Below are 22,034 nucleotides of genomic sequence, written 5' to 3' on the forward strand. Positions count from 1 at the left end.
CTGCCCAGCGTTAGGGATGCACGCCCGCGCGATCCAGGCCTTCGCGGTCCGTCCTAATCAATAGGGACAAGGAGCGATTCGCCTGTCGCGACGAGTGCTCTCTCGCCCTGATCGCTCTCCGCGAAAAGTTCTGCCCTTGCAAAAACTTGCCTGCGTCCAGCCCGCACAGTGAACCCCTTTGCGATAAATCGGCGACCAATCGCGGGCTTTAGACAGTTCATCGAGAAATGAGAAGCCGTTACGTTGCCAGACACAGTGACTGCTGCGAACCCACATGCAGTATCAAGGAGGGCCGCGATCAATCCGGCATGGAGATAGCCCGAGTACTGAGTGAATTCGTCGCTCCACTTCATGTGAATTTCAACGACGCCTTGTTGCGCTGAATCCACATGAAATTGCGCCAGCTTATTGAATGCCGCCGAGGCGTTTATCGCGGTCAGGCGCTGCAAATGCGATATTGGATCTTGAGCCATGAAGTTCTCCAACGGGGCAAGCCGGGGCGCTGGCTAGCTAAGCATTGACGTTAACGACCGTTCGACCTCGGACCGTCCCGGCGAACATTTGGCGCACCACATCGGGAACCTCTGCGAGGCCGACTACCTGCATCGTTCGGACGAGCTTGTTCACGTCCAGATCTCGAGCCAAACGCGACCATGCCTCGAGTCGCGCCTCCTGAGGGGTATTCACCGAGTCGATGCCCGCCAGCGTGACATTGCGCAGGATGAACGGCAGAACCGTTCCGGGAAGATCGACACCCTGAGCCAGTCCGCAGGCCGTCACTACGCCGCGATACTGCGTCTGCGCCAGCACGTTCACCAGCGTATGACTGCCGACCGAGTCGACTGCGCCAGCCCAACGCTCGCGTGAGATCGGTGCTCCCGGCTCCGAAAGCGTTCGTCGATCGATGACATCAGCCGCGCCCAGACCCCGCAGGTAATCGGCTTCCTCGAGACGTCCCGTCGATGCAACGACGCGATAGCCGAGATCTGAGAGGAGAGCGATCGCGATCGAGCCGACGCCGCCGTTGGCTCCGGTGACCAGAATGTCACCACGCTGCGGTGTAAGGCCGCCATGTTCGAGGGCGAGCACCGACAGCATGGCGGTATAACCGGCCGTGCCGATCGCCATGGCGTCCTTTGTGGAGAAGGGCGCGGGGATTTTTACGAGCCACTCGCCTTTGACCCGCGCTTTCTGGGCATAACCGCCATGGTGGGTCTGGCTCAGTCCCCAGCCGTTGGCGACGACGCGATCTCCGACAGCGATGCCGGGATAGGAGGATGCCTCTACCGTTCCAGCAAGATCGATACCGGGAATGAGCGGAAACTTACGAATGACCTCGGTGCGGCCGGTAATGGCCAGTGCATCCTTGTAGTTCACCGTCGAATAATCGACCGCGACCGTAACGTCGCCGGGCATGAGATCTTGCTCGTTCATTTCGACCACGCTGGTCGAAATCTTCTCACCTGTCTTTGCAGCCAGCAGCGCCTTGAACGTCATCGCCATATCCTAGATTGGTGTTTCGCTGTCCACGGACCTAGGGTCGCGGCTCCGTATCGCAAGAAGGCACAATTAAAGCGGCTACTATCATTTATGTAGGTACCTGACGCGTTCCAAAGCGTGGAGCTAGGCTTGGGCCGATATGACAGCGGGGCTGACATGGCGACGTACTCCGAAGCGCGACCAGGCAGCCTGCTACCCCGAGGCCCATCCGTGCGCTCTGGCGCGGGTTGTCGACGAGCTCTCTGCCGAGGTGCTGCGGCAATTTACAGGAGGCTGTCAGCATCTATTGTATTAGGGTCGTCATGTGATATGAAGACAAGGTCTAAACAGCCATTCAACGGCAACATCCAAGGCCTTTAACGGGGCGAGTGTGACCGGAGCGTTCGGCGCCATGGAATAGGCTTCAGGTTTCACGGGTCCGGACCCGTGTCCTGCATGCCGTCAGTACGCAGAATCATTGCAGATGGAGGTCTCCATGCGTCCAAAAAGGTTTGACGCGAAAAGCGGATGTGCAGTCGGAGTGACACTGTCCGTCATTGGCGGCATGTGGAAGCCGCTGATCCTGTTTCATCTGTTCGCTGGCAAGAAGCGGTTCATGGAACTGTCCCGAGCCATTCCTAACGCCACGCAGAGGATATTGACCCTTCAGCTACGCGAATTGGAGGCTGATGGCGTGATCGTGCGCCATGCCTATCCGCAGATTCCTCCGAAGGTGGAATATGAAATCTCCGCCTTCGGCCAGAGCCTCGGGCCTGTACTGCTTTCGCTTCGGAGCTGGGGCAAGCAATATGGGGGGTCAATTGAAGGGGTCCCTCAGCCACACCACGCGCCCGAAGATCGGCAGCCAAGCGCATGCTACGTGGCATCTACATCGCCAGCATCGGTCGACGTGAGAGGCCTCGTTTCGCAAACAGAGCCAGCATAATTGAGCCGGACGGACGAACCGGCGTGCCTCTTGGGTGACTACATGGTCGTAGGTGGAGCGTAGGGAAGCGGTTACTCCGCTGCTTCCAGTGCCGGCTCGCTCAGGTTCTTCCCGTCGAACGCGCGACGCGCTTTATCAACGGCAGCTCGGTGTTCCACGGTCCAGTTGTAGAGGGCCTGGAACGGCTTCTTCAGGGTGCGTCCCAGGGGCGTGATGCTGTATTCAACGGCGACCGGCGATACGGGGATGACGCGACGCGCAACGATGCCGTTGCGCTCCATACGTCTTAGTGCCTCCGTGAGGGCCTTTTGCGTGACTCCGTCCAATTCGCGCTTCAGGGCGTTGAATCGCAACGGACCCGACCTCAATGCAGCGAGGATCAGGATTGACCACTTGTCGGCAATCTGGTCAAGGACCAAGCGGCTTGGGCAGGCGGCATTTCTCGCGTTGCTTTCTTTTCTCATGGCGGTTTCCTCGAGGATACCTGGGCGATTCAAAGTACCTAATTGACGCTAGGTATATTGCGTATACTTGTTCGCGGCAACGACAATTTCGACAGTTCGTTTGACATGCATCACCGCTTCAGAATCGGCATTCTCAAGTCAGCGACGGAGCTTCGATGAAGATCGCAATCATCTACGCGCATCCGGTGCCCGAGTCACTGAACGCGTCGTTGCTTGATCTCATGGTCAAGAGACTCGAGGCCAACGGGCACTCGGTCGAGGTCTCCGACCTTTATGCAATGGGGTGGAAAGCAGTACTGGACGGAGATGATTTTCTGAATCGCGAGCCCGGAGCCAGGCTGGATCCAATGCTGGATTCGAAACAGGCCTACAAGGAAGGCAAGCAGAGTCCAGACATCGCTGCCGAACAGGAAAAGCTTCTAGCGGCTGACGCTGTCATTCTGCAGTTCCCGCTGTGGTGGTTCTCGATGCCCGCGATTCTCAAGGGGTGGGTCGAACGCGTCTACGCATACGGGTTTGCCTACGGTGTGGGCGAGCATTCGAAACTGCGTTGGGGCGACCGCTATGGAGAAGGCCTGATGACCGGCAAGCGGGCGATGCTGGTCGTCACCGCCGGGGGCTGGACTTCGCATTACGGCCCGCGCGGTATCAACGGCCCCATCGACGACCTGCTGTTTCCGATCCACCACGGAATTTTGCACTACCCCGGGTTCACGGTCTTGCCGGCGTTCGTCAGCTATGGAATTGGCCGCGGTCGGGTCGACGACAATCAATATGAAGCCATCGCTTCCGCGATCGAGAAGCGCATGGATGAGCTATTCACTATCGAGCCTATCCCGTTCCGGCGCCAGAATTTTGGCGACTACGAGATCCCGGCACTGACCTTGCGCTCCGAATTGGCGCCGGGCGTGATCGGCTTCGACGCGCACCGCAGCGATTCCAAGTAGGGCGGGGCACGTCGCCGCTGCATCCTCAAACGCAGAGAGAGAAAACATGAAAGCAGTTCGATTCCACAAAACTGGCGGCCCTGAAGTCCTTGTCTATGAGGATGTGCCTGACCCGACGCCCAAGGACGGAGAAGTCTTGATCAAAGTCGAAGCCGTCGGGCTCAATTTCGCTGACGTGATGCGTCGACGCGGCGACAAGTACCCGGAACCGTCACCCCCTCCGTTCATTTTGGGAGCCGAAGTTGCCGGCACGATCGCCGCGATTGGAAAAGGGGTCACGTCGCTTGCAGTCGGAACTCCGGTTCTTGCAACGCCCGGCGCGGGTGGCTACGCGCAATACATCTGCGTGCCGGCAGAAAGGGCCATACCGCGCCCGCCCGGCCTTGAAGCCGTACAGGCGGCGGCGATCGTGGGGCACGGGCTGACCGCAGCTCTCGCGCTTCGTAACGCTGCGCGATTCGCGCCGGGGGAAAGCGTGCTGATCGAAGCTGCGGCCGGTGGCGTCGGGTCTTTTGCGGTCCAATTGGCCAAGCTGTATGGGGCCGGCAAGGTCATCGCTGCCGCGAGCACGCCCGAGAAGCGGGCAATTGCCGAGCGTCTCGGTGCTGATGCGTCCGTCGATTACACGGCGCCAGGCTGGGCAAAGAAGGTTCGGGAGCTGACGGACGGTCGCGGCGTCGACGTGGTGCTGGAGACCGCTGGCGGTGAAACCGTCGCTCAGGCGCTTGACGCGCTTGCGCCTTTTGGCCGAATGATTTTCATCGGCCAGTCGAGCGGCAAGACGGCCCAGATCGAGCCATGGCAGCTCACGGTTCCAAACTACACCGTGACCGGCTTCTACATCGGCGCATATCTCGCTTTTCCGGACCTCATCCAGTCCACGCTGGGTGAGATTTTCGGCTTCATCATGAGCGGAAAGCTGTCGCTGCAGGTGGGCACGGTTCTGCCCCTTTCCCAGGCGGCGGAAGCGCATCGGCTTCTGGAAGGCCGAAAGACCACGGGCAAAGTTGTGCTGCAGCCCTGGATCGATGCCTGAGCCGTCGAGATGTTTCACCGCACGGCACCAGAGAGCTGGCGCCGTGCGGCTCAACTGGGCCAATTGCCAGCTTCAGCCAGTGTTCGCGTGGCGATTGATGCCGCAGCGGTATGGCGACGAGGCGATTGTTGCGAACCGCCAACGAACTATGGCTGTGCCGAACCTCTCGAACCTGCGCACGCGAAGCAGGCATTGACGCAGGATCAGCAGACTCCAACGAGCGCCGAATACCACGGCTATGCGTGCCAACGAGCACTGCGTTTCCCAAAGCGCGTCATATCTCGCAGATTTCTCCGAACGATTTACGTCCAGAGTGTTAAATTCCAAATAGGTATTAATGAGGTACGCAGAGATATCTTTGCTTTACGGGTATCGGATACCAATTCAGCTTGACAGTTCTATTTTAGAACTATTTACTTGCTCAACCGATGAAAGTGAAGGGCGGACCTGCTCGTTCGAAGGGGGCCGCGCAGCGCTCCTGACAGCAAGGCGCGAGGAGGGTGGCATGAGGAGCGTGGACGATATCACTGCGGCCGAATTGCTGGATGGCCTGCCGTCCAGGGTGCACGAGGTCTACGCGCCGTTCGTGCGGGACATGCCGGATCATCCGGCCTTCGTGGAAGGGGGGCGTTCGTGGAGCTACCGACAGTTTTCGGAGGCTGTCGACGCCACGACGAAGGATCTCGCCGATTTGGGGATCCGGCCTGGAGATCGCGTGATGATTGCGAGCGAGAACAGCGTGGCCTTGGGGGCGATGTTGTTCGCGGCGAGCAAGCTTGATGCATGGGGCATTGCGGTTAATCCCCGCCTCTCGGCCAGGGAGATCGACCTGATCGGGACGCACAGCGGCGCTAGACGCGTGCTGTTCAACTCGGCGCTCTCGAAGGAGGCCGCCGATCACGCCAGCCGCGTCGGAGCGAAAGTTGGCGCTGTGGGGCCATTCGGTGGAATCGGCATTGGTCCTCCCAATGCGGATGCGCAAGCGGAGCCCGTCGAGAAGGACGGCGCCCGTCAGGTCGCGGGCCTTTTGTACACTTCGGGCACGACCGGTGCTCCGAAGGGAGTCATGTTGAGCCACCGCAATCTGCTCTTTACCGGAAAGACTTCGGGAATCCTTCGCCAGAGCGGTCCGGCCGACCGCATCTACGGCGTGCTGCCGATGTCCCACATCGTCGGGTATTCGATCCTGCTGATCTCCACGCTGATGCACGGCGGCACGTTGTATGTTGTGGCCAAGGCCGACCCCGCTGCGCTGGCCCACGCCATAGCCGAGGAGGGAATTACGAGCCTGTTCGGTGTGCCCGCCACATATCAGCGTCTGCTCGAACACAAGGCGGTCAAGGGCATCCAACGACTCGAACGAGGCAAGCTGCGGATCATAGCCGTCGCCGGCGCTCCGCTCGACCTCGATCTCAAGAAGCGGATCGAGGACGAATTCGGAATCCCGCTGTTGAACAATTACGGCATAACCGAATGTTCGCCGGGCCTGTCGGGTGTCCGTTCAGAACACCCCGTCTCGGACGAATCGGTCGGCCCCTTTCTTCCCGGTATCGAGCACCGGATCGTGGACAGGCAGGGCAAGAAGGTGGCGACCGGCGAAGTGGGCGAATTGCACGTCCGAGGCCCCAACGTGATGCTTGGTTATTATCGCTCTCCCGAGCAGACCGCCGCGGCGATCGATGACCAGGGATGGTTCAACACAGGGGATCTGGCCCGGGTGAACGGCGAGGGTCATCTCTACATCGCCGGCCGAACCAAGGAACTCATCATCCGCTCCGGCTTCAACGTTTATCCCGCCGAGGTGGAGGCGGTGCTGAATGCGCACGACCAAGTCGTCCAATCAGCTGTGGTGGGACGACCGGTTGATGGCAACGAGGAGGTCGTCGCGTTCGTGCAGCTTCTCTCCGGCGCCAGTGTCAGCGCCGAAGAGCTGAAGTCATACACGGCCCAACAGCTCACTTCGTACAAGCGTCCGACCGAATTGATCGTGCTCGACGCTCTGCCTTCTGCCTCCACCGGCAAAATACTCAAACACAAGTTGCGAGAGATGGCGATCGAACGGGCGGCCGGGAAGGTGTCCGATGCCGCAGCCGCGGGCTGAGTGATGCACTGCAAGGGATGCGGCGAAGCCGCACCAGGGTCGGTCGCCGAGGCCGCTACGGAAATTCAACGATTGATGAGCGACGCAGCCCGTCGCCGCACAAGGGAGAAGTCGATGTTCAGGAAGTCTATACTAGCAGCCGCGATCGGCGTGACGATTGTCGGCGCGAACGCGCGTGCGGAAATGCCTGGCGTTACCAAAGACGAGGTGAAGGTGGGGGCCACTTTCCCGTTTAGCGGTCCCGCCTCGCCGCTCAGCAATACCGGAAAGGGGCTGATCGCTTACATCAATTCGATCAACGAGCGCGGTGGCGTCAACGGCCGCAAGATCAACCTCATCACCTACGACGATGCTTACAGTCCGCCCAAGACGGTGGAGCAGACCAGGAAGCTTGTCGAAAGCGATGAAGTGGCTTTCCTGTTCGGTCCGCTCGGTACTCCCGGCATCGGCGCCACCATCAAATACGTCAACGCGAAGAAGGTGCCTCATCTATTCGTGGTAAGCGGCGTGACCAAGTTCACGAACTTCGCTGAATTCCCGATGACCACCACGGGTTTGCCGAGTTATGACACGGAGGGGCGGATTTACGCGAAATACATCACCCAGGCCCGGCCGGGTGCGAAGATTGCGATCCTGTATCAGAACGACGATTTGGGTAAGGACTTCGTCAATGCATTCAAAGGCTACCTGAAAGAGGAGTTCGACAAGAAAGTTGTAGCGTCTTCCTATGAAGTGACGGAGCCGACGATCGATTCCCACGTGGTGAAGTTGAAGGCGTCTGGCGCTGAGGCGTTCCTGGTTGCCGGCACGCCGAAGTTCGCGGCTCAGGCTATCAAGAAAGCTGATGAGGTTGGTTGGAAGCCTCTCTTCCTGATCAATCTGGTGTCGAGCTCGGTCTCTTCAACCATCGTCCCGGCCGGGCCGGAAAAGGCGGTTGGCATTGTCGCGGCAACAATGCTCAAGGACCCCAATGACAAGAAATGGGCCGACGACCCCGGCATCAAATGGTACCGTGAGCATTTCACGAAATACCTGCCGGGCGCGGACATCGGGGACGCCAATTATGTGTTCGGTACGCAGCAGGGACAGATCCTGGAGCAGGTGCTCAAGCAGTGCGGAGACGATCTTTCGCGTGAGAACATTGTCAAGCAATCGCGGAGCATACGCGGATTGTCGCTTCCCACTCTCATACCGGGTGTTACGATCAACACGGGCCCGGAAAGCAGTATGGCGTACACGCAGCTGCAGCTGCAGCGCTGGAACGGCAGCACGTGGGATCAATTCGGCAAGGTTCTCAGCGCCGAGGAAAAGTGAGCTTGCCTTTTGAATGAAGCAATGCGGTGATCGGAGCCGCAAAGCGACTAACTGAATCAGGGAGCGCGAATGTCCAGCGACGCACTTTTCCGGCCTTTCAAGCTGAAAGGGTTGAACCTGCCGAACCGGGTGGTGATGGCGCCAATGACGCGCTCATTCTCTCCAGGCGGAATTCCGACCGAAGAGGTCGCGCGGTACTATCGCCGCCGTGCCGAAGGAGCGGTCGGGTTAATCATATCGGAGGGGACGGGCGTTGATCGTCCGGCATCCCTGAACGATCCGAATGTTCCTCGCTTTCATGGCGAGAAGGAGCTGGCGGGGTGGCGGCTTGTGGTTGACGAGGTACACGCCGCGGGTGGCCTGATGGCACCGCAGCTATGGCATGTCGGCGCCGTTCGCACGCGCGCCCAGGATTGGTCTCCTCCCGGCGCCTACGACACTCCGTCCGGCCTGTCGCGACCGGAGAAGAAGTTCGGCGAGCCGATGAGCGAGGAAGACATCGCAGACGCCATTCGCGCTTTCGCCGATGCGGCGCTTGCGGCGAAGCGCCTGGGGTTCGACGCCGTCGAATTGCACGGCGCGCACGGCTATCTGATCGATCAGTTCTTCTGGGAGGGTACCAATCGCCGCGAGGATACTTACGGAGGCAAGGACCTGCCCGGCCGGGCCCGGTTTGCCGCTGATATCGTCCACGCGGTGCGCACATCGGTCGGAACGGATTTTCCGATCGTGCTCCGCATCAGCCAGTGGAAGCAGCAGGACTTTGAAGTGAAGCTTGCCGATACGCCTCGCGCACTGGAAGCCTGGCTCAAACCTCTGGTCGACGCGGGAGTCGACATTCTGCATTGCTCGCAACGGCGCTTCTGGGAGCCGGAGTTCGATGGCTCCGATTTGAATTTCGCCGGATGGGCGAAGAAAGTAACGGGAGTGCCGACCATTTCGGTCGGGTCGGTCGGCCTGACCGGCGAATTCATCGCCGCGTACGGCGGCGAGAGTTCCCGTCCGGCTTCCCTCGACGAGTTGATCCGCCGCCTCGATCGCGAGGAGTTCGATCTCATCGCCGTGGGCCGAGCGCTGCTTCAGGACCCGCAGTGGCTACTGAAGGTACGTGACGGCCGGACGGAAGAACTGATGGCGTTCGAACGGACGGCGTTCGCGGCGCTGAGCTGAGAGACGGAAGGTCTAGAGCCGGGGCGCATCGCCACTGAATAAGAGCCATCCAAGGTTTATGTAGCCAATGCTTGGGCGACCGTTCCAAGTTGGTTGGCAAAGAATAGTCGGTTGCAGCCCCCATGTCGTTGCGCAGTCGCCTGGAAAAAATTCGGAGGTAGCAAATGAGCGAGACGAAAACTCAAGTCGGTCAGATACGCACCGAGGTGCACGAGCATGTCTTCAAGATCATCATCGACAACGTGGCGAAGAAGAACTCCTTCAGTCCGCAGATGATGGCGCAGATGTCGGATGCGATGACGCTTCTCGACCGGACGGACGATTACTGGGTTGGGGTGCTCTGTGCCGAAGGCCCGGATTTCACGGCCGGGCTTGATATGCCGAAGTTCTTCGGACCCAAGGCCGAGAATACCGAGATCAAGCCTGGGAACGTCGATGCGTTCGCGCTGAAAAGCCGTTGCCGCAAGCCAATTGTGACGGCAGTGCAGGGGATCTGTTTCACAATCGGCATCGAAATGATGCTGGCTGGCGATATCGTCGTGGCGGCCGATGACGCCCGGTTCTGCCAGATGGAATCCAAGCGCGGGATCGCGCCACTCGGTGGAGCCCACTTTCGCTATCTGACCCGGGCCGGCTGGGGAGATGCGATGTATCATTTGTTCCTGTGCGACGAGTTCAATGCGGCCCGTGCGCACAAAATCGGGTTTGTTCAGGAAGTCGTCGCTCCCGGCCAGCAGGTGGGTCGTGCGATGGAAATCGCGCAACTTATCGCGAAGAACGCGCCGATCGGCATTCAGGTGACCAAGGAAGCCGCACTGAAATACATCGAGGCCGGCGAGACAGCTGCGATCGATTACATTCCCAAGATCAAGGATCGCGTCTTCAGCAGCGAAGACATGAAGGAGGGCATCCAGTCCTTCGTGGAACGTCGCTCGGCCGTGTTTCGTGGCAAATAGAATGTCGGCGGAAACGCAGAGTAGAACTTCGCCCACAAGCGTGAGGATTTGACCATGGGAAGCATCAAGAAGGCATTCGACCTCACCGGCAAGAATGCGCTTATTACGGGTGGCTCGCGCGGCCTTGGGCTGCAGATCGCCGAGGCGCTAGGTGAGCAGGGGGCTCGTGTCGTGATTTCCTCTCGCAAGGCGCCCGACCTGGAAAAGGCCCAGGCGCATCTTGCAGGTCTCGGCATCAAGGCGGAGTGGATCGCAGCGGATAATTCCAAGGACGAAGACGTCAAGCGACTCGCGGACGAAACGATCAAGAAGCTCGGCCGGGTGGACATTCTGGTGAACAACGCGGGCGCAACCTGGGGCGCACCGACCGAGGATCACCCGATCGAGGCGTGGGACAAGGTGATGAATCTGAACATCCGCTCGCTGTTCGTGCTCAGCCAGCAGGTTGCGAAGCACTCGATGATCCCCAACAAATATGGTCGCATTATCAACCTTGCTTCGATCGCCGGCCTGTTCGGAAGTTCAGGGGATATGCAGATGGTTGCCTATAATACGAGCAAGGGCGCGGTGGTAAATTTCACGCGGGCCCTGGCGGGTAGTTGGGGGCGCTACGGAATTACGGCCAATGCTCTGGCGCCCGGCTTTTTCCCGTCGAGGATGACGAAGGGCACGATCGAGGCTGTCGGTGTCGAAAAGCTCGCCGCCGGCGCGCCGCTGCGCCGCATCGGCGATGATGACGATCTGAAAGGCGCCGCGGTTCTCTTCGCCAGCGACGCCGGCAAGCACATCACCGGTCAGATCCTTGCCGTCGATGGCGGTCTAACTTCGGTGATATCGGGCTAGGGAACCACCAGCGTCAGCGTCTCGGCAACCAGGGCCGGCGTTTCGCTGTTCTCGATCTCGAGTATCGCGTTGCCCTTGATCAGCAAGCGTCCGTTGTCTTTCGGCTCGACGCTGGTCATCGAAAGCTGAAGGCGAACGCGGTTGCCCGATTTTACCGGTGTCAGGAACCTGACCTTGTCCAGGCCATAGTTAAAGACGGCAGATGCATCAACCGGAGCGAGCCCCAGGTCCATGCCGAGTGGTGCAATCAGCGACAGGCTCAGGAAGCCGTGGGCAATTGTGCCGCCTGCGGCACTTTCCTTGCTCGCTCGCTCCGCGTCAACATGGATCCATTGTCTATCTCCAGTGCATGCCGCGAACTGGTCGATCATGGACTGGTCGACGGTGACCCAATGGGACCTGCCGAGATCCTGGCCTATGAAATCCCTGATCGCCGCAAGTGTGACCTTTGCCATCGCTAGTATCCGTTGTTCTATTGAGTATTGGCATATTCCGAAGTACCGCAAGAAGACCATGACGATTATGTTGAACGGGGGGCGCAATATTGAATAACGGTCGCGCACCGATGGTCTTCGCTCGGCGTTCCCGAGGCCAACAACTCAAAGCAATGTTCGAAGGATGATGGCGTGACCGAGGCAAACTGGGATCTGTTTCGCTTGTTTTCCGTGGTGGCGAGAACCGGAAGCGTCAACCGTGCCGCGCACGAGCTCGGTATGAGCCAACCGACGTTGAGCAGACGTCTGAAGGAACTGGAGCGTTACGTGGCCGCACCGCTGTTCTTTCGGGCCTCATCCGGTGTGAAGCTGACGCAGGAAGGCGAAGACCTGCAGCGCTCGGCCGGCGATATGATGCTCGCATTCGAGTCGTTTCAACGCGATCTGCGTTCGCGGGTCGGGCAGCGATCGTCAGTGGTCAGGATATCGGCGACCGAAGGCATGACCAAGCACTGGCTGCTGCCTCGCGTTAAGGAGCTGCGGCGGCGCAATAGCCGGATCTATCTGGAAATAATCTCGACGGTGAACCAGCAGAGCGTGGCCACGAGCGATCTGGATTACGTCATCAGGATGGGAGATCCCGGCGAGAACGATCTCATTGGAAAGCGCGTTGCCGATATACCGATGGGGATATTTGCTTCCGAGCAGTACCTTGCCGGACGCTCCGCGCCACGGTCCTTGCCCGAGTTGAAGGATCACGACATCATCGGCCATACGACCGATTTTGTCTCCTTCCGCAATGTTCGGCTGAACCAGAGGCACCTATTGGAGTATTTCTCGGAGGCGGCGGGCGCTCGCAGCGTTGTTCGGGTCAATCCGGTGGCTAACCATTTTGCCGCCGCCGGTTGCGGGCTAGGGCTTGCGCTTCTTGCTGTGCCGTTCGCGCAAGCCGAGGGGCTTGTCCAGGTATTGCCGCAAGAGATTGTTACGATGAACGTTTGGCTGCTCCGCAGACGTGAGAGCGATCTTAGAAAAATGACCCGAGAGGTCCGACGGTTCCTGGAAGCAGAGTTTGCCTCCTCAAGGGAATGGCTCGCGGGCACGGTCCGGAGGCCGACCAAACGCAAGGCTTGAAGTCGCTCGCATGGTCCCGTCGCCCGCATTTTAGCAATCGGATCGGCTGTAAAACGTGCGAGGCCGGCGGTCAGGTCATTCTGCGCTGAATAACGCTAATCCAGAATTTGTCTACCTTCCATGTGCCCTACCGGCCATCGTGTACCCCAAAACCTATAATGGGGGAGGGATTGATGATCGAATCGGATGGGGCCTTGCTGTCAAAGCCGGTCCAGACGATCGCGGAAATTCCGCAACGCTACGCCGTGAGTACTCCGGACGCCGTCGCCCTGAGCTTCGAAGGGCGCGAGACAACCTACCGGACCCTCGACGAATTATCCAATCAAGTCGCCAACGGCCTTGTGGCGACGGGTGTGCGGTCGGCGAGCCGTATTGCGATCCTCGACAAGAATTCGGACATTTTCTTTCAAATTCTGCTCGGAGCGGCCAAGGTCGGCGCGGTTCTGGTCCCGATCAATGCAAGGCTGGCGCCTCCCGAGATTGCCTTCGCAATCAACGATGCCCAAGCCGAAGTTCTCTTCGTCGGCGAACGGTTCGTAGAAATCATCTCCGCAATCCGGGACCAATTGGATACCGTTCGCCAAATCATCGTGCTGAATTCGATATACCCCAAGTGGCGCGATGCCCAACCCCGATCGGATCCGGGCTTGCCGGTTAGCCCGGATGACGTCTGCGTGCAGCTATACACCAGCGGCACGACCGGTTATCCAAAGGGCGTTCAGCTTTCTCACGCAAATTTTCCCCTGCAGGCGGTTGACGACTGGAAGGCGTGGTCGTCCGACGACGTCATGCTGCTTGCAATGCCGTTGTTTCACATAGCGGGGGTTGGTACCGGTGTCCTCGGGCTGATGGCGGGCCTTAAGACGATCGTGCTTCGCGAGTTCGTTCCATCTCAGGCGCTCGAAACGATACAGCGTGATCGGGCTACGATCTCGTTTCTCGTCCCGGCGATGTTGTTGGCGATGCTCGCTGAGCGCAACGTCGAGAAAGTCGATCTCTCGTCGCTGAGGCAGATTATTTACGGGGCGTCCCCGATACCGCTCGAACTTCTCAGGAAGTCGCTCCGGGTGTTCAAGCATACGGGGTTTTTCCAGGTCTATGGCCTTACCGAAACGACCGGCGTCATCACCGTTCTGGCAGCCGCAGACCATTCTGCCGGCGAGGACGAGATCCTTAGGTCATGCGGCCGCCCTATCGAAGGCGTCGAGTTGCGGATCATCGACGCTTCGGGAAAATCCCTGCCGGCCCGACAGGTGGGTGAAGTCGTGTGCCGCTCGTCGCAAAATATGAGGGGATACTGGAATCGGGCCGACGACACCGCGAGGACCCTCAGGAACGGATGGCTGCATACAGGTGATGCCGGGTTCCTTGACGAAAATGGCTATTTGTACATCCACGATCGCTTGAAGGACATGATCGTTTCCGGCGGAGAGAACGTCTACCCCGCCGAGATCGAAAGTGCCTTGTACGGGCACGCGGATATCGCCGACGTCGCCGTCATCGGTGTCCCTGACGACCGGTGGGGCGAGGCCGTCAAGGCCCTCATCGTATTGAAACCGGATCGCTCGGCGGACCCGGCGGCCATACTGCATTTCGCGCGAGAAAGACTGGCGGGGTTCAAGATCCCGAAGTCGATCGAGTTTGTCCACGAGCTTCCCCGTAATCCGTCCGGGAAGATCCTGAAGCGATTGCTGCGCGAGCGCTATTGGAAAGGATATGAGCGGAGGGTCAACTGAAGCGGTGGTACGCTTGATTGCACAGCGGAACCGGCTCGGTTCTCTATTATTATTTCCCTGGAGCTACGACGCGGGATATAGTCGGCGCCCCGCGTGTGGGAGCCGGGATGTCGGTTTTGCGCCACGTCGTCGCGCTGCTGCCGAACTGCCGTTGAAACCAACGGGAGAACGTCGGCAAGCCGGAGAACCCGAGCAACTGAGCCGTCTCAGTGAGCGATCTGCGCTCGGTCTTGACATGACGCTGTGCGAGCTCAATGCGTGCATCGTTGATGATAGTGGAAACTGTCTCGCCGCGTAACGCCAGCCTGCGGTGCAACGTTCTGCGATTGAGCCCCAGATGGCTGGCAAGCCCGTCGCTCGTACACCGCCCGGAGGGGAGCAGGGTGAATACCAGCTGCCGGACCGTCGCATCGATCGTGAGATCGGGCTGAGCGATCATCGCATCCAGATATTGACGAACGTAGCGGGCCATGACCGGGTCTGCAGTCGAAATCGGCGCATCCAGATCGGCGGCCCGCAATAGAATGCCGTCAAAGCCATTCCCGAAATGCGGACGAGTATTGAAAAAGCTGTTGTGGATGGTCCGTCCTTGTGGCGCCGGGTGCGAAAAACTGATCCCATCCGGGATCCAGGCATTGCCGGCAAGCGTATCCACCGTCCGGAACGCCGCTCCCACGACGGCTTCGATTACTTGTCGAAGTCTCCCGCTGGTAGCCATGACGAGCTGGAAGCTGAGGCTGGCCACACCGTCGTGATCTTCCAGACGAAGGATCACCGTTTCCGAATAGAGCCGAAAGTGCCGCTCGAACATCCTGAGGGCGTGACGGAGCGTTGGTTGCTCGCGAGCGACAAGCCCGATGGGGCCGAGATGGGCGAGGCTGCGCTTGGCCGCCATTCGCAGGCCAAAATCCTCCGCACCTGCGACAGCCGCCGAGTGCTCCAGGAGCTCTGCCGCGGGGCCGGCGGGAATTAGAGTATTGGCATCGGACAGGTTCAACCCGTGCAGACCGAACTTCTTGATCAATCGACGCGCATCGAGTCCAAGCGACTCCGCGACGTCGACATAGCCCGTCAATATTGCGGCGCGAAAGCGATTTGCTGGAAGAGCCAAAGCCTGAGACCCCGCTGGTCTGTGCCGCAGGCGACCTTATTCTCAATGTCCCAGAAAGCAAAGTGTGTGTCCCAGATGGCAAACCAGAACATCCACCAAACAGGTATGTCTGATCAAAACGCGCAAACGCGACGAAAACCGCGGGAGGACATCATGCCGACAGTCAAGTTCCTCGAATTCGATGGAAGCGAGCACAAAATTGAGGTCTCCGTCGGCACGAGCGTGATGCGGGCCGCGGTTGATAACGGTGTGCCCGGCATCGACGGCGACTGCGACGGGCAATGTGCCTGTGCAACCTGTCACGTCTTTGTTGATTCAGCCTGGTTGCCACAGACAGGTGAGCGAACGCCGACCGAGGAAGAACTCCTCGGCTTCGCGTCGGCCACGGAACCGAACTCCAGGCTTGCCTGCCAGATCAAGATGACAAACGCGCTTGACGGCCTAGTGGTGCGAATGCCCGCAGGTCAGCACTGACAATTGAAAAGCCGACATCAGGGAGGAAGCCATGAACAACATTTCATTGGAACGCGTTCGCGATGACGCCTATGCGATTCCGCTCGACAGACTCGATGTGAGTGAAGCCAGTCGTTTTCAGAACGATACCATCTGGCCATATTTCGAGCGGCTGCGAAAGGAAGATCCCGTTCACTACTGCAATGACAGCCTGTTCGGCCCGTACTGGTCGGTGACCAAGTATCGCGACATCATGGCGGTGGATACCAATCACAAGGTGTTTTCGTCGGAAGTGAGCAACATCACCATTATCGATCGGACGGAGGAGGAGCGCAATCCGATGTTCATCGCGATGGACCCTCCGAAACACGACGAGCAGCGCAAGACGGTCAGCCCGATCGTGGCGCCAGGCAATCTCGCCAAGCTTGAAGGCTTGATCCGCAGCCGCGTCAGCGCCATTCTTGATGGCCTGCCGCGCAACGAGACCTTCAACTGGGTTGACAAGGTTTCGATCGAGCTGACGACGCAAATGCTGGCCACGTTGTTCGATTTTCCGTTCGAGGATCGGCGGCTATTGACTTATTGGTCCGATGTGGCAACGACCATTCCGCAGGCAGGTCAGGAGATCGATAGCTGGGAGAAGCGCGCCTCGATACTGTCTGAATGCCTGGCCTATTTCACGCGGCTATGGAACGAACGCATCAGTGCAGAGCCGCGCTCCGACCTGATCTCGATGATGGCGCATTCGCCGGCGACCCGGAACATGGCACCGCGGGAGTTCCTTGGAAACCTGATCCTCCTGATCGTGGGCGGCAACGACACGACGCGCAACTCGATCAGCGGTGGTGTGTGGTTCATGAACCAGAACCCTGATCAGATGCGCAAGGTGCGCGGCAATCCTGCCCTAGTCCCGAGCGCCGTATCCGAAATTATTCGCTATCAGACGCCGCTCTCGCACATGCGCCGCAACGCCCTGGTCGATACCAACCTCGGCAACAAGGAGATCAAGGCGGGTGACAAGGTCATCATGTGGTACATCTCCGGAAACCGCGATGACGAAGTGATCGAGAATGCCGACAGCTTCATCATCGATCGCAAGAACCCGCGGCAGCACATCTCCTTCGGCTTCGGTATCCATCGCTGTGTCGGTAACCGTCTTGCCGAAATGCAGATCAGGATATTGTGGGAGGAGATGTTGTCGCGGCGCTTCGACATAAACGTCGTGGGCGAACCAGAGCGGGTATCGTCGAACTTCGTGCACGGTTATTCCGCGTTGCCTGTGCGGATTGCCGCTTAGGCAGCTAAACGAGAATGCGGAATGCGGCCGCGCCAACGTTGAACTAACGGCGCAACAAGTCGGCTGGGGGGCCATTAAGTCAGTCCAATTACCACGGCCTTAAAACTCGTTATGTGTCAACTATCGCTAGTCCGGACTACCGAGGGATGAACAGATATGCTCATTCGTAACCAGCGACATTGCCTTGCCACGCCGAGGCAGCAGTACTGCCCTGCAGCGGAATGACGGTTTATGCGAGCCCCATCGTTGCGTCAGGATAGCGTGAGGTAAATTCAGTGGAGGCCAGATATCAATCAACATCTAACTGATAAAGATATTGATTAATCGGATCAGCGATCGCGGCAATTACGGTGCCAATTGAGACTCTTGGGCAAACCTAAGAAAATCGTCAAGCGCACTCGGGTCTTTCATTGAATCTGGATTGGCTGTTGTTGCCAGAGATGCTCCTTCGAGAATCTTTCGAACAGGAATCTCCATTTTCTTGCCCGTCAGGGTGTAAGGGATGCCGGCGACGACTCGGATCGAATCTGGCACATGCCGAGGGCTGCAATTCGTACGCAGGGTATTTGCGATTTTGGAGACTAGTCCGTCGCTGCGTGCAAATCCGGAATTCAGCACGACAAAAAGCGACATGTAGTCCCGACCTTCTTTGTCCTTGTTGCAAACAACAATGCTATCAGCGATTTCCGGTAATGCTTCTATGCATCTGTAAATTTCGGCTGTTCCAATGCGCACACCATGACGATTTAACGTGGAATCCGATCGCCCATAGACGACGGACGCGCCTTTTTTATCGAACTTCACGAAGTCCCCATGTCGCCAGACTCCGGGAAAAACGTTGAAGTAGCTATCGAAATACTTACGTCCATCTGGATCGTTTAGAAAATGAAGCGGCATGCATGGTGCGGGGGCCGCGAGTACTAGTTCTCCGATTTCATCTACGATTGTGTTACCTTGAGGGTCGAAGGCTCTTGCGTCTATCCCAAGAATAGGCGCTGAAATCTCCCCGGCGTAGACGGGTAGGGTAGGAATACTGCCGACAATAGCGCTGCAAATTTCAGTGCCGCCACACGGGGCCGACATCCACACGTCCTTCTTTACTGCATCGTAAACCCACTCAAAATCCTCTGGCTGCGCGGGCGAACCAGTGACCATCATGTAGTTGACGGAGGAGAGATCGTGCTTGACGCCGGGTTTGGTGGCAAGTTTGCGCTGGCCCTGAATAAAAGTAGGACTGGCTGCAAATCCGGTCGCTTTTGACTTGGCGACAATATCGAAAAGAACGTCCGGCTCTGGATAGGTGGGGCTACCATCGTAGGTGACGATGGAAGCTCCTGTCATCAACGCGCTAACAAGTACGTTGAAGACCATCCAGCCGGTGGTGGTGTAATAAAAAATGCGGGATGCCTCATGAAAATTGGAATGAAGTGCACTGACATAGTGGGTGGCAATCATTCCGGCATGGCCGTGTACAATGGCTTTAGGGAGGCCTGTCGTCCCAGATGAAAAAAGCACCCATAAAGGACTATCGATGTCCACTCTCTCAAATTTAAAGCTCTGCCGATCGATTGCTGGGCCCGCGAGAAGATCGGCATAAGGCACGGACAACTTGCTCGGCGCCTCGGCGTCCGAGCGCAGATACGGTAGCCAAACTACCGTTTCGAGAGACGGAAGCTCAGCGATGATTCGTTCGACATGCGTGGTTCTGTCATAATCCTTTCCGTTGAAACGGTAGCCATCCACTGCAAACAAAACCTTCGGCCGCATTTGGGCAAACCGATCAATAACGGCTGACGTCCCGAATTCGGTAGCCGCAGATGCCCACACAGCCCCGATGGAAATTGTAGCGAGCATAGCTATGACAGTTTCTGGAATGTTCGGCATATAGGATACTACTGGGTCTCCTTTACCTATGCCAAGCTGCCTCAATGACGTTGCGAGGCGCAAAACTCTGGCACAAAGATCTCCCCAGCTTAGAGTAACACTCGGGCGAGTCTCCGAATAAGCTACAATCGCTGGTCGCGTCGGATCGCCAGATTGTTCGCCGCGTAGGATATGTTCGGCGTAGTTGACTTTAGATCCTTCAAACCATCTCGCGCCAGGCATGTGAGAACCCGCGATCACTTGCTTGTAAGGAGCATCGCTTTGAATATCGAAATACTTCCAAACTGATTCCCAAAACCCTTCGAGATCGTTTACGGACCAGCGGTGTAGCGCAGGATAGTCCGAGAAATGCAAACCCTTTTCTTCTCGCAAAAATGAGATGAAGTGAGTTATCCTCGCATTCGCGATTGTTTCTGCAGACGGCTCCCACAACAATTTCAAATCGCTCATTTTTCACTCCGTAGCCCAGTAATCATCTCAGATCTGGTATTGGTACTATTATGGTATCAACGGACCGGAAGCAAGAATAGCGCCGTGCGCAGTCACGGAGCTGCAGATTCCACAGCGCGCCTTTGTGTCATCGCGTGTTGCAGCAAGTTTGCCCGCATGGTCCTTCGTCTCCCCCGAAACTCTCTTTTAACGACACATCCCCCGAAGGTGTACCCAGCCATTTGTTGGCACTTGACGTGTCAAAGCGCGAAGCATGGACCCGCATACAGGGCAGGTCTGTTGACATGCAACATAAAAGATTGTTGATACTATGATAGTATCAATGTCGGTGGGCAGGCTGCTGAAGCGGCCTGCATGGATGACAATCCATTACATTCGTTCGAGACGCTTTCGGGCAGGGCTGCGGCCTCTTGGGGCGCAAGGCTGTTTTCTTGGGCTAGATTAATCGGTTGGGCATTCCGTAACGCCCAGCAATGATGGGAGGGACATTATGAGATATAAAACATTTGGCCGGCAGACGGGATTGCGAGTGTCCGAGGTTGCTCTCGGTGGTGGTAACTTCGGAAATAGGTTGGGCTATGGCTCTCAAGCGCAGGATGCGCGGGTGATGTTTGACGCCTACGTAACCGCCGGAGGAAATTTCATCGACACTAGCGAAAACTATCAATTTGGCGAGTCCGAGGAATTGGTGGGGCAATTCATAGCGGGTCGGCGCCAGGAGTTCGTTATCGGAACGAAGTTTACTCAAAGCGCCGATAAAGAAGCTACGCTTTCAAAAACCGGAAATAGCCGCAAGAATATGATTTACTCGCTTGAGCAGAGTCTCAAGCGCTTGAAGACCGATCACGTCGATCTTTACTGGGTGCATATGCCCGACTTCATGACCCCGATGGAGGAAATTGTGCGTGCTTTCGACGATCTTGCGCGGGCGGGCAAGATCCTACACGCCGGCCTATCTAACTTTCCCGCTTGGCGAGCCGCCAGAGGGGCCACGATTAGCGATTTAAGGGGGGCGGCACCGATCGTTGCTATCCAAATTGAATATAGCTTGGTCGAACGCACGGCAGAGCGTGAGCTTTTGCCCATGGCCGAAGCGCTCGGCCTGGGCGTGGCCACATGGTCCCCGCTCGGCGGTGGTTTGCTCACCGGCAAATATCGTTCGAGTCCGGAAGGGCGAGCGAAAAGTTTGGGTGTGTTAGTTCACCGCGAAACCGAGCAGCGTCACACAGCAATCATTGATGCGCTCTTTGATGTTGCAAAAGAAATCGAACGCACGCCCACGCATGTCGCGATCGGATGGCTGAGAGCGCGGTCTGCGCGATCGACCACGGGTATCGTTCCGATTCTGGGCCCACGTACCATTGATCAGCTTAACGACACCCTAGACGCATTAACTGTTACTCTAAGTATAGAGCAGCTCGAAAAGCTCGAGCAGGCGAGCGCATTTGCACTAGGGGTTCCTCATGAGATGATCGGTAACGACTATTATCGAACCAAACTCAGCGGTGGCAAGCCCGAGTTGTTCGACTATCCCAAGTTCACCGTGGCTTGATGAGGGGCTTGGGCTTAGATGCTTTGGGGACCGAAAAGGGCCGAAGCCGGGCGTACTTCGCCTTAATCCGATCGTCCGCCCCCGGACCAAGAACAAAGGCATGCACATCATCGGTGATGGGCATGCCTGTTCTTTTATCCATCAGTCCTAGGTCAACATCAATTCCAGTCCGTGAGTCGATTAGCCTTGTGCTCGGCTTTGCGGCCGCAAAATGTCGATGGCCCCAGGCAAACAGAGCAAGGAGCACCGGCTGAAAATCTCGACCAACCGATGTGAGCTCGTAGCAGAACCGAAGCGGCTTTTTGCTGTAGGGCACCTTTCTGAGCAACCCATTTTTCACCAGTGCGGACATTCTACGTGACAGAATTCCAGGGCTGATCCTAAGGCTCGCTTCAATTTCGTCAAACCGTGAAAGCCCCTCAAAAATATCGCGCATGATCAAGATGGTCCACCAATCCCCCGCGCGGTCGAGACTGCGGGCAATTGAGCAGCGTGATTTTTCGAATGATTTGCGTTTCAAGCGACGTCCAGTGCTAGAGACTCAAACCGCCGTTCCACCGGCGGAGGCCCTCGCTATCATACATAAAAAGGTGCCGCGCTAACGGCATCAAATCATAGCAAAAGCGCGGTCCTGCGGGCGGCGCTGGGGCATCATCAATTCCGAAGCGACCAGAAAAAAGCATTGACAAACTCAAACAATCATTTCAAATGGTCATTTGAAATGATT

At 57.8% G+C, this 22,034-nt stretch carries 20 protein-coding genes; 13 read left to right on the forward strand and 7 right to left on the reverse strand.

What is annotated here, in order from left to right:
• Positions 1-53: 53 nt before the first annotated feature.
• A complete protein-coding gene (locus HZB49_RS00405; protein ID WP_291608454.1) occupies positions 54-473 on the reverse strand; it encodes a PaaI family thioesterase in 420 nt (139 codons plus the stop codon).
• 37 nt (positions 474-510) lie between these two features.
• Positions 511-1,497 carry an MDR family oxidoreductase gene (locus tag HZB49_RS00410; RefSeq protein WP_291608455.1) on the reverse strand — a complete coding sequence of 329 codons (987 nt, stop codon included), beginning with the start codon at positions 1,495-1,497 and terminating at the stop codon, positions 511-513.
• Between the two features lie 523 nt (positions 1,498-2,020).
• Here HZB49_RS00410 and HZB49_RS00415 point away from each other — a divergent pair.
• The gene (locus tag HZB49_RS00415; RefSeq protein ID WP_291608456.1) at positions 2,021-2,425 is read left to right on the forward strand and encodes a helix-turn-helix domain-containing protein; all 405 of its coding nucleotides are present in this window, start codon (positions 2,021-2,023) and stop codon (positions 2,423-2,425) included.
• A 71-nt stretch (positions 2,426-2,496) separates the two neighbouring features.
• Here HZB49_RS00415 and HZB49_RS00420 read toward each other — a convergent pair whose 3' ends face one another.
• Positions 2,497-2,889 (reverse strand): helix-turn-helix domain-containing protein, encoded by a 393-nt coding sequence (locus HZB49_RS00420; RefSeq protein ID WP_291608457.1) that lies wholly within the window; start codon positions 2,887-2,889, stop codon positions 2,497-2,499.
• A 155-nt stretch (positions 2,890-3,044) separates the two neighbouring features.
• Between HZB49_RS00420 and HZB49_RS00425 the strand changes: the two genes are divergently transcribed.
• The 7 genes from HZB49_RS00425 (at position 3,045) to HZB49_RS00455 (ending at position 11,256) form a co-directional block, all read left to right on the forward strand.
• Positions 3,045-3,836 (forward strand): NAD(P)H-dependent oxidoreductase, encoded by a 792-nt coding sequence (locus HZB49_RS00425; RefSeq protein ID WP_291608458.1) that lies wholly within the window; start codon positions 3,045-3,047, stop codon positions 3,834-3,836.
• 46 nt (positions 3,837-3,882) lie between these two features.
• A complete protein-coding gene (locus tag HZB49_RS00430; protein ID WP_291608459.1) occupies positions 3,883-4,872 on the forward strand; it encodes a quinone oxidoreductase in 990 nt (329 codons plus the stop codon).
• Between the two features lie 505 nt (positions 4,873-5,377).
• A complete protein-coding gene (locus tag HZB49_RS00435) occupies positions 5,378-6,973 on the forward strand; it encodes an AMP-binding protein (protein WP_291608460.1) in 1,596 nt (531 codons plus the stop codon).
• A gap of 114 nt (positions 6,974-7,087) precedes the next feature.
• Positions 7,088-8,287 (forward strand): ABC transporter substrate-binding protein, encoded by a 1,200-nt coding sequence (locus HZB49_RS00440; protein WP_291608638.1) that lies wholly within the window; start codon positions 7,088-7,090, stop codon positions 8,285-8,287.
• 69 nt (positions 8,288-8,356) lie between these two features.
• Complete coding sequence (locus HZB49_RS00445; RefSeq protein WP_291608461.1) at positions 8,357-9,457, forward strand: NADH:flavin oxidoreductase; 1,101 nt, start codon at positions 8,357-8,359, stop codon at positions 9,455-9,457.
• A gap of 164 nt (positions 9,458-9,621) precedes the next feature.
• The gene (locus HZB49_RS00450) at positions 9,622-10,413 is read left to right on the forward strand and encodes a crotonase/enoyl-CoA hydratase family protein (protein WP_291608462.1); all 792 of its coding nucleotides are present in this window, start codon (positions 9,622-9,624) and stop codon (positions 10,411-10,413) included.
• 54 nt (positions 10,414-10,467) lie between these two features.
• The gene (locus HZB49_RS00455; protein WP_291608464.1) at positions 10,468-11,256 is read left to right on the forward strand and encodes an SDR family oxidoreductase; all 789 of its coding nucleotides are present in this window, start codon (positions 10,468-10,470) and stop codon (positions 11,254-11,256) included.
• Here the strand turns inward: HZB49_RS00455 and HZB49_RS00460 are convergent.
• Positions 11,253-11,711 carry a MaoC family dehydratase gene (locus HZB49_RS00460; RefSeq protein ID WP_291608465.1) on the reverse strand — a complete coding sequence of 153 codons (459 nt, stop codon included), beginning with the start codon at positions 11,709-11,711 and terminating at the stop codon, positions 11,253-11,255. The two genes, HZB49_RS00455 and HZB49_RS00460, sit on opposite strands and share 4 nt — an antisense overlap.
• 171 nt (positions 11,712-11,882) lie before the next feature.
• Between HZB49_RS00460 and HZB49_RS00465 the strand changes: the two genes are divergently transcribed.
• A complete protein-coding gene (locus HZB49_RS00465; RefSeq protein ID WP_291608466.1) occupies positions 11,883-12,824 on the forward strand; it encodes a LysR family transcriptional regulator in 942 nt (313 codons plus the stop codon).
• 173 nt (positions 12,825-12,997) lie between these two features.
• Complete coding sequence (locus HZB49_RS00470) at positions 12,998-14,560, forward strand: fatty acid--CoA ligase (RefSeq protein ID WP_291608467.1); 1,563 nt, start codon at positions 12,998-13,000, stop codon at positions 14,558-14,560.
• 49 nt (positions 14,561-14,609) lie between these two features.
• On the opposite strand, the gene HZB49_RS00475 is transcribed toward HZB49_RS00470, so the two are convergent.
• The gene (locus HZB49_RS00475) at positions 14,610-15,671 is read right to left on the reverse strand and encodes an AraC family transcriptional regulator (protein WP_365856140.1); all 1,062 of its coding nucleotides are present in this window, start codon (positions 15,669-15,671) and stop codon (positions 14,610-14,612) included.
• Positions 15,672-15,824: 153 nt separating this feature from the next.
• Here HZB49_RS00475 and HZB49_RS00480 point away from each other — a divergent pair, with 153 nt between their 5' ends.
• Together HZB49_RS00480 and HZB49_RS00485 are read left to right on the forward strand one after the other, a co-directional pair.
• Positions 15,825-16,145 carry a 2Fe-2S iron-sulfur cluster-binding protein gene (locus HZB49_RS00480; protein ID WP_291608469.1) on the forward strand — a complete coding sequence of 107 codons (321 nt, stop codon included), beginning with the start codon at positions 15,825-15,827 and terminating at the stop codon, positions 16,143-16,145.
• Positions 16,146-16,176: 31 nt separating this feature from the next.
• A complete protein-coding gene (locus HZB49_RS00485) occupies positions 16,177-17,421 on the forward strand; it encodes a cytochrome P450 (RefSeq protein ID WP_291608470.1) in 1,245 nt (414 codons plus the stop codon).
• Positions 17,422-17,766: 345 nt separating this feature from the next.
• Here the strand turns inward: HZB49_RS00485 and HZB49_RS00490 are convergent, their stop codons facing one another.
• The gene (locus tag HZB49_RS00490) at positions 17,767-19,755 is read right to left on the reverse strand and encodes an acetoacetate--CoA ligase (protein ID WP_291608472.1); all 1,989 of its coding nucleotides are present in this window, start codon (positions 19,753-19,755) and stop codon (positions 17,767-17,769) included.
• Positions 19,756-20,245: 490 nt separating this feature from the next.
• Between HZB49_RS00490 and HZB49_RS00495 the strand changes: the two genes are divergently transcribed.
• Complete coding sequence (locus tag HZB49_RS00495; protein WP_291608473.1) at positions 20,246-21,307, forward strand: aldo/keto reductase; 1,062 nt, start codon at positions 20,246-20,248, stop codon at positions 21,305-21,307.
• Here HZB49_RS00495 and HZB49_RS00500 read toward each other — a convergent pair.
• A complete protein-coding gene (locus tag HZB49_RS00500) occupies positions 21,294-21,827 on the reverse strand; it encodes a helix-turn-helix domain-containing protein (RefSeq protein WP_291608474.1) in 534 nt (177 codons plus the stop codon). The genes HZB49_RS00495 and HZB49_RS00500 overlap by 14 nt on opposite strands.
• Between the last annotated feature and the right edge of the window lie 207 nt (positions 21,828-22,034).

The sequence above is a fragment of the Bradyrhizobium sp. genome (genome assembly GCF_016219575.1).
Lineage (GTDB): Bacteria > Pseudomonadota > Alphaproteobacteria > Rhizobiales > Xanthobacteraceae > Bradyrhizobium.

Excerpts from the sequence above, each read along its gene's own strand:
- HZB49_RS00485 (WP_291608470.1), top strand. The coding sequence starts at position 16,177 with ATGAACAACATTTCATTGGAACGCGTTCGCGATGACGCCTATGCGATT.
- HZB49_RS00460 (WP_291608465.1), bottom strand. The coding sequence starts at position 11,711 with ATGGCAAAGGTCACACTTGCGGCGATCAGGGATTTCATAGGCCAGGAT.
- HZB49_RS00405 (WP_291608454.1), bottom strand. The coding sequence starts at position 473 with ATGGCTCAAGATCCAATATCGCATTTGCAGCGCCTGACCGCGATAAAC.
- HZB49_RS00410 (WP_291608455.1), bottom strand. The coding sequence starts at position 1,497 with ATGACGTTCAAGGCGCTGCTGGCTGCAAAGACAGGTGAGAAGATTTCG.
- HZB49_RS00435 (WP_291608460.1), top strand. The coding sequence starts at position 5,378 with ATGAGGAGCGTGGACGATATCACTGCGGCCGAATTGCTGGATGGCCTG.
- HZB49_RS00425 (WP_291608458.1), top strand. The coding sequence starts at position 3,045 with ATGAAGATCGCAATCATCTACGCGCATCCGGTGCCCGAGTCACTGAAC.
- HZB49_RS00450 (WP_291608462.1), top strand. The coding sequence starts at position 9,622 with ATGAGCGAGACGAAAACTCAAGTCGGTCAGATACGCACCGAGGTGCAC.
- HZB49_RS00470 (WP_291608467.1), top strand. The coding sequence starts at position 12,998 with ATGATCGAATCGGATGGGGCCTTGCTGTCAAAGCCGGTCCAGACGATC.
- HZB49_RS00495 (WP_291608473.1), top strand. The coding sequence starts at position 20,246 with ATGAGATATAAAACATTTGGCCGGCAGACGGGATTGCGAGTGTCCGAG.
- HZB49_RS00480 (WP_291608469.1), top strand. The coding sequence starts at position 15,825 with ATGCCGACAGTCAAGTTCCTCGAATTCGATGGAAGCGAGCACAAAATT.
- HZB49_RS00420 (WP_291608457.1), bottom strand. The coding sequence starts at position 2,889 with ATGAGAAAAGAAAGCAACGCGAGAAATGCCGCCTGCCCAAGCCGCTTG.
- HZB49_RS00490 (WP_291608472.1), bottom strand. The coding sequence starts at position 19,755 with ATGAGCGATTTGAAATTGTTGTGGGAGCCGTCTGCAGAAACAATCGCG.
- HZB49_RS00455 (WP_291608464.1), top strand. The coding sequence starts at position 10,468 with ATGGGAAGCATCAAGAAGGCATTCGACCTCACCGGCAAGAATGCGCTT.
- HZB49_RS00440 (WP_291608638.1), top strand. The coding sequence starts at position 7,088 with ATGTTCAGGAAGTCTATACTAGCAGCCGCGATCGGCGTGACGATTGTC.
- HZB49_RS00445 (WP_291608461.1), top strand. The coding sequence starts at position 8,357 with ATGTCCAGCGACGCACTTTTCCGGCCTTTCAAGCTGAAAGGGTTGAAC.
- HZB49_RS00430 (WP_291608459.1), top strand. The coding sequence starts at position 3,883 with ATGAAAGCAGTTCGATTCCACAAAACTGGCGGCCCTGAAGTCCTTGTC.